The organism is Lentzea sp., from assembly GCF_036380075.1.
Taxonomy (GTDB): Bacteria; Actinomycetota; Actinomycetes; order Mycobacteriales; family Pseudonocardiaceae; genus Lentzea.
In genome coordinates this window covers 22,283-32,942 of sequence record NZ_DASVFL010000108.1, presented here as the reverse complement: position 1 = coordinate 32,942, position 10,660 = coordinate 22,283, and the positions used below count along the sequence as shown (strand labels likewise).

12 protein-coding genes are annotated in these 10,660 nt (G+C 72.5%); 9 read left to right on the top strand and 3 right to left on the bottom strand.

Annotation, left to right across the window (positions count from 1 at the left end):
• Together VF330_RS13795 and VF330_RS13790 are read left to right on the top strand one after the other, a co-directional pair.
• The coding region (locus tag VF330_RS13795) for a SpoIIE family protein phosphatase (RefSeq protein WP_330851965.1) at positions 1 to 1,239 on the top strand (1,239 nt) is incomplete at its 5' end.
• Positions 1,236 to 1,691: a response regulator gene (locus VF330_RS13790; RefSeq protein ID WP_330851964.1), complete on the top strand. Its 456-nt coding sequence runs from the start codon at positions 1,236 to 1,238 to the stop codon at positions 1,689 to 1,691. The genes VF330_RS13795 and VF330_RS13790, both read left to right, overlap by 4 nt.
• A gap of 3 nt (positions 1,692 to 1,694) precedes the next feature.
• On the opposite strand, the gene VF330_RS13785 is transcribed toward VF330_RS13790, so the two are convergent.
• Positions 1,695 to 2,093: an ATP-binding protein gene (locus tag VF330_RS13785; RefSeq protein WP_330851963.1), complete on the bottom strand. Its 399-nt coding sequence runs from the start codon at positions 2,091 to 2,093 to the stop codon at positions 1,695 to 1,697.
• A gap of 117 nt (positions 2,094 to 2,210) precedes the next feature.
• Here VF330_RS13785 and VF330_RS13780 point away from each other — a divergent pair, with 117 nt between their 5' ends.
• The 3 genes from VF330_RS13780 (at position 2,211) to VF330_RS13770 (ending at position 4,654) form a co-directional block, all read left to right on the top strand.
• On the top strand, positions 2,211 to 2,765 hold the full coding sequence (locus VF330_RS13780) for a biliverdin-producing heme oxygenase (protein ID WP_330851962.1): 555 nt from the start codon (positions 2,211 to 2,213) through the stop codon (positions 2,763 to 2,765).
• Positions 2,766 to 2,873: 108 nt separating this feature from the next.
• A complete protein-coding gene (locus VF330_RS13775; protein WP_330851961.1) occupies positions 2,874 to 3,584 on the top strand; it encodes a ThuA domain-containing protein in 711 nt (236 codons plus the stop codon).
• A complete protein-coding gene (locus VF330_RS13770; protein WP_330851960.1) occupies positions 3,554 to 4,654 on the top strand; it encodes a Gfo/Idh/MocA family oxidoreductase in 1,101 nt (366 codons plus the stop codon). Before VF330_RS13775 ends, VF330_RS13770 begins: the two co-directional genes overlap by 31 nt.
• 38 nt (positions 4,655 to 4,692) lie before the next feature.
• Here VF330_RS13770 and VF330_RS13765 read toward each other — a convergent pair whose 3' ends face one another.
• Entirely contained in the window at positions 4,693 to 5,076 is a 384-nt protein-coding gene (locus VF330_RS13765) for an AMIN-like domain-containing (lipo)protein (protein WP_330851959.1), read from the bottom strand.
• 191 nt (positions 5,077 to 5,267) lie between these two features.
• On the opposite strand from VF330_RS13765, the gene VF330_RS13760 reads away from it, so the two are divergent.
• Positions 5,268 to 5,786, top strand: coding sequence for an RICIN domain-containing protein (locus tag VF330_RS13760; protein WP_330851958.1), 519 nt, complete (start codon positions 5,268 to 5,270; stop codon positions 5,784 to 5,786).
• Positions 5,787 to 5,839: 53 nt separating this feature from the next.
• Here VF330_RS13760 and VF330_RS13755 read toward each other — a convergent pair whose 3' ends face one another.
• Positions 5,840 to 6,526: an alpha/beta hydrolase gene (locus VF330_RS13755; RefSeq protein WP_330851957.1), complete on the bottom strand. Its 687-nt coding sequence runs from the start codon at positions 6,524 to 6,526 to the stop codon at positions 5,840 to 5,842.
• Between the two features lie 111 nt (positions 6,527 to 6,637).
• On the opposite strand from VF330_RS13755, the gene VF330_RS13750 reads away from it, so the two are divergent.
• From VF330_RS13750 to VF330_RS13740, 3 genes are all read left to right on the top strand, one after another.
• Positions 6,638 to 7,609: a YafY family protein gene (locus VF330_RS13750; RefSeq protein WP_330851956.1), complete on the top strand. Its 972-nt coding sequence runs from the start codon at positions 6,638 to 6,640 to the stop codon at positions 7,607 to 7,609.
• A gap of 67 nt (positions 7,610 to 7,676) precedes the next feature.
• Positions 7,677 to 9,092: an amidase gene (locus tag VF330_RS13745; protein WP_330851955.1), complete on the top strand. Its 1,416-nt coding sequence runs from the start codon at positions 7,677 to 7,679 to the stop codon at positions 9,090 to 9,092.
• 69 nt (positions 9,093 to 9,161) lie between these two features.
• Entirely contained in the window at positions 9,162 to 10,607 is a 1,446-nt protein-coding gene (locus VF330_RS13740; protein ID WP_330851954.1) for a hypothetical protein, read from the top strand.
• Positions 10,608 to 10,660 lie beyond the last annotated feature (53 nt).

The following is a 10,660-nucleotide window of genomic DNA, read 5'->3' as shown; positions in this document are numbered from 1 at the left end:
GACGCCCTGGTGCAGATCGCCGCCGCCCACGTCGACGCGCAGCGCGAACGCCTGCTGGAGGACCACCTGCGCCACGGCCGCTGGGCGGGGGTGCCGCTGACCGAGGACGAGGCCGGCCCGGCGCCGTCGCTGCTGCCGGAGGACGTCGGCCTGGAGCTGATGACCAGCGCGGTCCTGCGGGCACGCGGCCGGGTGCTGGGCGTGCTCACGTTCTTCCACCGCGCCGGAGCCCGCCGGGTGCCCACGCGCGAGTTCGTGCTGGACATCGCCAACCGCGCGGCGCTCGCCATCGACAACGCGACCCTGTACAGCCAGCGGCGGGCCGAGGTCGAGGAGCTCCAGCTGCACCTGCTGCCCTCGGTGCTGCCCGACCTGGCCGGCGTCGAGATCGCCACCGGCTACAACGTGGCGGGCCACCTGCTCGACGTCGGCGGCGACTTCTACGGCGTCGTCGAACAGCCCGGCGGCCGGTTCACCGCGCTCATCGGCGACGTGTGCGGACGCGGAGCCGCGGCCGCCGCGCTCACCGGACTCGCCCGGCACACCGTCGAGACGATCCTCGAGGAGGGCGGCCGGCCCGAGGACGCGGTCCGTCAGCTCAACGCCAAGATGCTGCGCAACCAGGTCGGCAAGTTCCTGACCCTGGCCGCGGTCACGTTCGGCACCCCCGGCCCCGGTGGTCTGCCCATGCGGACGCTCACCGCAGGGCACCCGCCGCCGATCATCATCCGGCGCGACGGCGGGGTCGAGGAGACGGTGTGCCGCGGCCAGCTGGTCGGCGTGCTCGACGAGCTGACGTTCACCCAGGCCGACGACGTGCTCCGGCCCGGCGACGCCGTCGTGTTGTTCACCGACGGGCTGGTCGAGGCGCGGGACTCCGCCGGCGCGTTCTTCGGCGACGCCGACCTGGAGCCGACGCTGTCCGCGCTGCACGACCTGCCGCTGCCCGAGCTGGCCGCCGCCCTGGTCGCGGGCGACGGCCGCTACGCCGTGGACGACGACGCGGCGGTGCTGCTGATCCGCTACCGGGGACACCGGGCGCTCGACGCCGTGCTCCCGGCGGAGCGAGCACCGGACGCCGCGCTCGCCGCCGCGCGGTCGCTGGGCAGCCAGGACGTGCCCGACCGGCTCACGGTGTCCCCGGAACCGGGAGAGGTGACCGTCACGGTGGACGGGGACGCGGAGTGGGCGCGCATCGAGATCAGCGGGAACGGGCAGACGTGGTGGGAGGTCCTGTGACCGCCGGTGGCGAACAGGTGGTGCTGGTCGTCGAGGACAGTGAGGAGGACCGGGAGGCGATCCAGCGGGCGCTGTCCCGGTCGTTCCCGGAGCTCGTGCTGGAGTTCCTCCCGGACGGCCAGCGCGTCGCGGACCGGTTGCGCGACCCGGCCCTGCCGCACCCCGTGCTGGTGCTGCTCGACCTGAACATGCCGGGCGCGGACGGCTACCGGGTGCTCTCGGACCTGCGCGCCGACGAGGACCCGCGGCTGTGCGACGTGCTCGTCGTCGTGTTCACGTCGTCGACGACCTCGGCGGACATCGACCGGTGCTACGAGGCGGGCGCCGACAGCTACGTCTACAAGCCGGTGAACTTCACGCTGTTCCGGACAGTGCTGCAGGGCGCGGTGGCGTACTGGCACTCCAACGACTTCACCCGGCCCGGTCCGCCACCGCGGGCCGTCGCGCGGTGACCGTCACCCCAGGACGAACTCGGCCCACACCACCTTGCCGCGCCCGGTGGATCGCTGTCCCCAGCTCGACGACAGCGCGCCGACCAGCGTCAGCCCCCGGCCGCCCCTGATCGTGCCCTCGGTGGGCCTGGCCGCCGCCGGTGAGCCGTCCTCCACCTCGAAGCGCAGGAACCCGTCGTCGCGCACGAGCAGCAGCCTGCGCGGGGCGCTGCCGTGGCGCAGCGCGTTCGACACCAGCTCGTCGGCCACGAGCACCACGTCCTCCGCCTGGTCGGCCGTCAGACCTTCGAGCTGACCTCGCACCCAGGCGCGGGCCCGGCGCAGCTCGCCGTCGCCGTCGCCGAGATCGAGCGTCGTCCGCGTTCCGGAACCTCCCACCACGACCTCTTCCCCAGCGTCCATGCACGTCCTCACCCCGGTCGTCGAGTGCGGGTTGGACGCACGGGTGCTGTCCGTGGTTCGCACCGGCGGCCGATCCGGTTCGACTGTTTCGCGGCATTCCGAACTAGGATGGCGGCGGTGAGCCTCCTGGCGCGCCTGCGCACCGACACCCGTGCCGCTCACCTCGCGCTGGAAGACGCTGTCGGCTTCCGGCCCCAGTGCATCACATCATCGCGCTACGAGGACGTGCTCGCGGCCTTCCTGGGGTTCCACGAGCCGTTGGAGAAGGCGCTGGAGGCGTCGGCGACCGCGCACCGCCTGCCGTGGGTGCTGTCGCCGGGGGCCGCACAGCTCACCGACGACCTGCGCGGACTCGGGTGGACCGAAGAACGGGTGGCGGCGGTGCCGCGGTCGGGTCCGCCCGACGTCGAGGCGCTTCCGGCGCTCATCGGCTCCCTGTACGTCGTCGAGGGCGCGCGGCTCGGCGGCCGGCTGATCACGCGGTGGGTGACCGACGCGCTCGGACCGGCGCCGGTGTCGTTCTTCGCCGGGGACGGGACCGCGCGGCGGAGGTTCGGCGAGTTCGGCGCGATGGCCGCGGCCGTGCTGCCCGCCGGGGACGCGGCGGCCGCCGTCGAGGCGGCGAACGCGCACTTCCGGCAGTTGCGGCACTGGTTGACGACGAGGCGGTAACGCCCGATCTTGACCAACGATCACGTGCCCGGCAGTGTGCAGTCCGGAGTGTGCCGGTCGAGCAGTTCCTCGAACGGCACGGGGTAAGCGGTTTCCCAGGGGGTGGATGTGGCACGGCCGAAAGCGCTGGTGGTCCGCGGTGGCTGGGAAGGCCACCGGCCGGTGGAAGCCACCGAGCTGTTCCTCCCCTTCCTGCAGCAGAACGGCTACGACGTCCGGGTCGAGGAGTCGACCGAGGTGTACGCCGACGCCGCCGAGATGGCGCGCACCGACCTGGTCGTGCAGTGCGTGACGATGTCGGAGATCACCCCCGGGCAACTGGCCGGGCTGCGCGCCGCGGTCGAGGCCGGCACCGGGTTCACCGGCTGGCACGGCGGCATCGCGGACTCGTTCCGCGCGTCGGCGGACTACCTGCACCTGGTGGGCGGCCAGTTCGTCACGCATCCGGGCAAGGAGCCGTGCGAGCGCCAGGGCGGGCAGGAGGACAACTTCCTGCCGTACACCGTGAACATCACCGCGCTCGGCCGGGAGCACCCGGTCACCGCGGGCGTCGAGGACTTCGAGCTGGTCACCGAGCAGTACTGGGTGCTGCACGACGACCTGGTCGACGTCCTGGCCACCACGACCCACCCCGTCCGGCCGTGGCACCCGTGGCACCGGCCGGTCACCTGCCCGGCGATCTGGACCCGCCGGTGGGGTGCCGGAAGGATCGTGGTGACCACTCCGGGCCACAGCCTGGACGTGCTGGAGCATCCGAGTGTCCGAGCCGTCATCACGAGGGGGATGTCGTGGGCGACCCGCACCGCATCGGCATCGTAGGTCTGGGGTTCATCTCCGGCGCCTACCTGACCACCTTGCGCGACCACCCCGCGGTGCGCGTCACCGCCGTCGCCGACCTCGACCCCGCCCGTGCGGCCGCCGTCGCGGCCGAGCTGCCGGGCGCCGAGGCGGTCGGCGTCGAGCGCCTGCTCGGCGGCGCGGACGTCGACACGGTCCTCAACCTCACCGTCCCCGCGGCCCACGCCGAGATCACGCTCCGCGCGATCGACGCCGGCAAGAACGTCTTCGTCGAGAAACCGCTCGCCGTCACGTTCTCCGACGGCAGGGAGGTCATCGACCGGGCCGCGGCGGCCGGCGTGCGGGTCGGCTGCGCACCGGACACCGTCCTCGGCACGGGCACGCAGACCGCGCGGGCGGCGATCGACGGCGGGCTCATCGGACGGCCGCTCTCCGCGACGGCCGTGATGATCACGCCGGGACACGAACGCTGGCACCCCGACCCCGACTTCTACTACGTCGCGGGCGGCGGTCCGTTGCTGGACATGGGGCCGTACTACCTCACCGCGCTGATCCACCTGCTCGGCCCGGTGCGCGCGGTGGTCGGCGCAGCCAGCCGCCTGCGCACCGAACGCGTCATCGGTTCCGGTCCGCGGACGGGCCGGCGGATCGCGGTCGAGGTCGACACCCACGTCTCCGGCGTGCTCGAACACGCCAGTGGCGCGCTTTCGACCATCACGACCAGCTTCGACGGGGTGGCCACCACCGCCGCACCGATCGAGGTGCACGGCGAGACCGGCACGCTCGCGGTCCCCGACCCGAACCACTTCGACGGCGAGACGCGCCTCTTCCCGTTGGACGGCAACGGATGGCGGGCCCTTCCCGTCGACGCGGGCTACACGGGCGCGGGGCGCGGGACCGGCCTGCTCGACCTCGTCACCGCCGACGGGCGAGCCCCGCGCGCCGGTGGTGAGCTCGCACTGCACGTGCTGGAGACGATGACCGCCGTGCTCCGGTCAGCGCACGAGGGACGGCGGATCGAGCTGACGACCACGGCGCAACGCCCGTCGCCGGTACCTCTCACACCCGTTGTGCCGCAGCAGTTCTCCTGATGGCGGCGGGATCGCCGGGAAGGCGATCCCGCCACGGCTCACCACTGGTGGGCGACGTCCACCACGATGCGGTCGGTCAGGGTGAACACCCGGAACGGCAGGCGTGCGCGGACACCGAGACCGAGGTCCGTGGTGCCCTCCCACGAGCCGGCCCAGGCGACCTGCCGGAACGTCCGGTAGCCGGTCACGTCCACGACCTCGGCCGGGTTCGCCGGCTGGTAGGTGGTGGTGAAGTTCTCGTCGTAGGACGGCGAGTACGCCATGACGAACAACTTCGCCCCGCCCCGCAACGGGACCGGCTCACCCGACCCGACGTGGTTCACCTGGTCGGTGTAGGTGACGTAGTAGCCGCCGTCGGCCTGGTGGGTGTCGATCACCAGCCGGTCGAAGCACTCGTGCTGCCCGGAGCGGACGTCGGTCACGGTGCCCCCGCCGCCGGTGTTGACGGTCTTCGGACCCGTTCCCCAGCACACGCACAGTGGATGTTCTCCGTTGCCTGATCGCTGGAGACGTCTGCGGTTCGCCCACACGGCCCGCTCCGCGGTGTCGACGAACCGTCGACGGATTGTCGACGGGACACGCCATCGTGAGCGACGACCCAGGGGAGGTACCCATGAGAAAACGGATCGTCACCACAGCGCTCGCCTCGACCGCCGCCATCGCGGGACTGCTCGGCACCGCCACGCCGGCCTCCGCCGACGACCACTTCGACGTCACCGTCCGCAGCGCCGTCAGCGGCAAGTGCCTGGCACCGCAGGGGGAGTCGTTCGAGGACGGCGTGCCCGTCGTCCAGACCACCTGCAACGGCAGCCCGTTCCAGCGGTGGGACTTCCTGGACAAGGGCGACCACGTCGTGCAGATGCGCAACGCGGTCACGCTGAAGTGCATGGACGCCTTCGGTCTCAACACCGACGGCGTGCCGGTGATCCAGTGGCCCTGCGCGGGAACCAGCAACCAGCGGTTCCAGGCGAGCCGCACCCTGCCCGACTTCGTGACGCTCAAGTCGCGGGTGGCCCGCACGTCGACGCACTGCCTCGACGTGCCGGGCGGGCAGACCACCGAGGGGCTCGCGATGCAGATCTGGTCGTGCAACGGGACCATCGCGCAGTCGTTCGGCGTGTTCCCGGTCTGACGGGACGGCTCCGGCCGCGGCGTCGTCGCGGCCGGAGCGACCACGTCGCCCGGTCAGCTCCTCGTGCCGGCCGCCACGAGGATCCGGGCGAGCTCGGCCGGCTTGGTCCACATGGGCCAGTGCCCGGAGTCGATGTCGACGAACTCCAGGTGCTCGGCCCTGGCCAGCTCCGGCACGTCGCCCGCGTCGATCCACTCCTTGACCTGGGCCGGGGTGAACTCGGGGCAGACCAGCACGACCGGCACCCGGAAGCGCCGTTCGTCGGTCAGCCGCACGACGCCCCTGGCCACGCCCTCGGGAACGGGGATCGCCGCGGCCTCGAACGCGCGCTTGGCCTCGTCGTCCAGATCGGCCGAGTCCGCTCCCTCGAACGGCTCCCAGCCGGGAAACGGCATGGCGCCGTCCCGCAGTTCGAAGAAGTCGGCGTAGGCCTTCCCGTCGCCGGCGGGGAAACCGCCGATCAGGACGACCCCGGAGATCTTGTCCGGTCGTGCGTCTGCGGCCAGCCAGGCCAGGCTGCAGGCAGCCGAGTGCCCGACCACCACCGGCGTGCCGGAGGCCGCGTCCACGGCGTCGAGCACGGCCGCCAGCTGGTCGTCGAGCGTGGCGGTGGCGGATCCGTCCCCCTGTCCCGGCAGGGTCAGCGGCACGGGGCGGTGGCCGAGCGACCGGAGCTCGGACGCGACGTCGTCCCAGGCGGATCCGTCGAGCCACAGGCCTGCGATGAGCAGGATGTCCACGAACTGTTCTCCCTCTGCTGCGCGGCCTGGTCGCCGCGGTGCACCGCCACGCTAGAGCCAGTTCCGGACGATCCGCTTCCGGTTCTGCGGCGGATCTCCTACCCTGCCCGAGTGCCGAGTGACGTCAGCCCCACCGCCAGGGCACTGCGGACCCTCGAGATCCTCCAGACGCGCCCCGGCACGACAGCCGACCAGCTCGCCGAACGCCTGGGCGTCACGGAACGGGCCGCCCGCCGCTACATCGGGATCCTGCGCGAGGCGGGCGTCCAGGTCGAGTCGAGCCGCGGCCCGCACGGCGGCTACCGGCTGCGGCGCGGGACGAAGCTGCCGCCGATCGTGTTCACCCAGGCCGAGGCGCTGGGACTGGTCATGGCGGCGCTCGACGGCCAGCCGGGCGCCACCGAGGCCGATGACCCGGTCGGTTCGGCGCTGGGCAAGGTCATCGAGGCGTTGCCCGAGAACGTCGGACGGCAGGCGGCCACGTTGCGCGAGCACGCGAAGGCCACGCCGGACCACCGTTCGGCCGGCCCCGATCCCGCCACCACCAGCGCGCTGGTCGCCGCCATCGCGGCGAGGCGCCGCGTGCTGATCTCCTACCGGAGCGAGACCGGCGACGAGTGGAAGTCCGAAGTGGACCCGTGGGCGGTCGTGGTCCGCCACGGGCGCTGGTACCTGTTGTGCCACAGCCATCGGGCGGACGCGGTCCGCACCTACCGGCTCGACCGGGTTCGCGCGGTCGGCCAGACCGCGCACGAGTTCGAGCCGCCCGGCGACCTCGACCCGGTCGCGGCGCTGGAGGAGAACCTCGGCACGGGCTGGAAGTTCGCCACCCGCGTCGTCTTCGACGCCCCGCCGGCCGAGGTGGCGCCGTGGATCCCGTCCCCGATGGGACGGCTCCACCCGGCAGGGGACGGGTGCGTGCTCGTGGGCAGCACCAACAACCCGGCGATGTACGCGCAGGAGTGGCTGGCGGCGGTGCCGTTCGACTTCCGCGTCGAGGGCGGGGACGAGCTGCGTGCGGCGGTCGCGGCCGTCGCGACGCGTTTCGCGGCAGCCCTGGCGCCCGGGGAACCTTCCGAATGAGTCCGTACTTCCTGTTGCGCCAAAAGGAATTTCGTGGCTCCGTCGACGGCTCTATAGCTTCGGGTTCATGGATTGGAGCTTTCAGTCAGCCGAGAACCTCCTTGCCGCGATGCGCGCCGGCGCGGTCACGTCGCTGGAACTGACGGAGGAGGCGATCGCCCGGATCGAACGCGAGGACGAGGCGGTCAACGCGATCTGCGTGCCGGACTTCGACCGCGCGCGGTCCGCCGCACTCGCGGCCGACCAGGCGCGTGCGCGGGGCGAGGACCGGCCGCTGCTCGGCGTTCCCGTGACGGTCAAGGAGTCGTACGACGTGGCCGGGCTGCCCACGACCTGGGGCATGCCACCACACCGCGACCACGTGCCCGACGAGGACGCGGTGCAGGTGTCGCGGCTCAAGGCCGCGGGGGCGGTGGTGCTGGGCAAGACGAACGTCCCGTTGGGACTGCAGGACATCCAGACCTTCAACGACGTCTACGGCACCACGAACAACCCGTGGGACCACAGCCGCACGTCCGGCGGATCGTCCGGCGGGTCGGCGGCGGCACTGGCGTCCGGCTTCGGGGCGCTGTCCATCGGTTCCGACCTGGCCGGCTCCCTGCGCACCCCCGCGCACTTCTGCGGCGTCTACGCGCATAAGCCGACTCTCGGCCTGGCCGCCGTCCGCGGCATGGTCCCGCCGTCCGAACCCGCTTTGCCCGTCGAGCAGGACCTGGCCGTCGTCGGCCCGATGGCGCGCACCGCCCGCGACCTCACCCTCCTGCTCGACGTCATGGCCGGCCCCGACCCGCTGACGTCCGGAGTGGCGCACCGCGTGACGCTCCCACCCGCCCGGCACGAGCGACTCGGCGACTTCCGCGTCCTGGTCCTCGACGAACACCCGTTCATCGCCACCGGATCCGCCGTGCGCGCGGCCGTGCACCGGGTGGCCGCCGCGCTCGCCGACGCAGGCGCGCACGTCGAGCGGCACAGCCCGCTGCTGCCCGACCTGGCCGAAGCCGCGACCCTCTACATGCAACTGCTGATCTCCGGCTCGGTCGCGCGTTTCCCGACCGGCCCGGACGAACAGCTGCGCGCCGGACCGAGCCCGGACGACCGGAGTCTCGACGCCGTCCGGTTGCGCGCCATGGATTTCAGCCACCACGACTGGATGGCGGCGAACCACCGTCGTGAGATCCACCGCCACGGCTGGCGACAACTCTTCGCCGAGTTCGACGCCGTGGTCTGCCCGATCACGCCAACGCCCGCGTTCCCGCACGACCACCACCCCAACCCGTTGCAACGCCGCATCGACATCGACGGCGTCGAGCACCCGTACTTCGACCAGCTCGTCTGGGCCGGCCTGGCCACGATGCCCGGTCTGCCCGCCACCGCCGTCCCCGCGGGCCGGTCGTCCGGCGGGTTGCCGGTCGGGGTGCAGATCGTCGGACCGATGTTCGAGGACCGCACCCCGTTGCGGCTGGCCGAGTTGCTGGCCGCATGATCCGGTGACCGATCGGCCGTCGGTCCAATTCGGATGACCGCGGGACGCAGACCCGTCAGAATCGGCCGCATGCTGACCCCGTCGCAGATCCGTGACCGACTGGCCCGAGGTGCCGCGGCTGCCGTGGAGGGCGACCGGCCGGTTCTGGACGAGACCGCGTCCTGGCTCACCGCGGTGACCGCGCGCGAGCTGGTGCGGATCGACCAGGAGGCTCGCCGGTTCAGCTTCGAAGGTCCCGCGCTGGGAAAGTCGCAGGCGTGGACGAGCGAGGTGCTGGCGAGTCCGTCGCCCGTCGTCGCGGTATTGGCCGGCATGCACACCGACGGACACGTGCGTGAGCGCGCCGTTCGGTCGCTGGTCACCTCCTTCGACGCGTTGAGCGATCGCGCACTGGCAGTGCGAGTCGGCGACCACGTCGGGGTGGTCCGCGAGCTGGCTCTGCGTGAGGTGCTGCGGCGACGGACGTTGGACAACGCCGCCCACGTGGTGCCGGTGTTGCGCCGGTTCGAGCAGCGGGGCAGAGGTTCCGGAGCCCTGGCTCGGTACCTGCACGCACTGGTCGGCGAACACGGCGAGGCGGACGTGTGGGCCCGCTTGCGGAGCTCGGCGGACCACGACCTCCGGCGCGCCGCCTTCCGGCACAGCTTCGACTCCGGACTGCTCGGGCTGCCGGACGCGGTCGCGCTGCTGGCGGGGGAGCGGGACCAGGTGGTGCGCCGGCGGCTCATCGGCGTCGTCGCCGACTCGGCGACGCCGGACGTCATCGCCGGTGTGCTGCTTCGCGACCGTGCCGCCGAGAGCCGCACGCTGGCCTTGGTGAAGCTGACGGCCGAGCAGCTCGACCCCGCCGAGGTGGAGCGGCTGCTGGTCGACTCCTCCGTGCTCACCCGGTTGTGGGCTCGTCGTCGCTGGCAGGAGATGGGACGCGATCCGGCCGTTCTCTACGCCACGCGTGCACGTTCCGCCGCCAACCCGATCATGCGCGCTCGCGCCTACATCGGGCTCGCCGAGACCGGCACCGCCATCGAACGCCAGGAGGTTCTCGGCCTGGTCCGCAGCGCTGACCTGCCTTTGCAGAAGGTCGGCCTGTCACTGCTCAAGGACCATGCCGCCGCCGAGGACGTTCCGCTGCTGTTCCAGGCGGTGGCCGGTGACCATTCGAGGGTGGCCCGGCTGGCCGGCGAGGTCCTCGCCGCCCACCTCCGGTTGTGGTCTCCCACCGATCTGGCCCCGCTCAAGGCAGCGGAAGATCCGGCGCTCCGCAGCCGGGCGTGGTGGATCCACCGGCTTCGCGGGGGATGGGAGGCGGTCATCGCCGGTCTCGAGCTCCTCCACGACCCGGACCCGCGGGTCGCCGCCTCCGGCCGGCAGAGCGAGCCGCCGATGTACCTGCTGCCGACCGCCGCCCAGCAACACCGCATCGCGGAGCTGCTCGCCACCGTCCCCATCGGACCCGACCGACGTCGTTCCATCGCGTTCGCCGCCGGGCTGCCCGACCCGGGTCAGTACAGCTAGCCGTGTGTTCGTCGACCGGTGGAACACGTGCGCGGGTCCGAGGGTTGGGGACG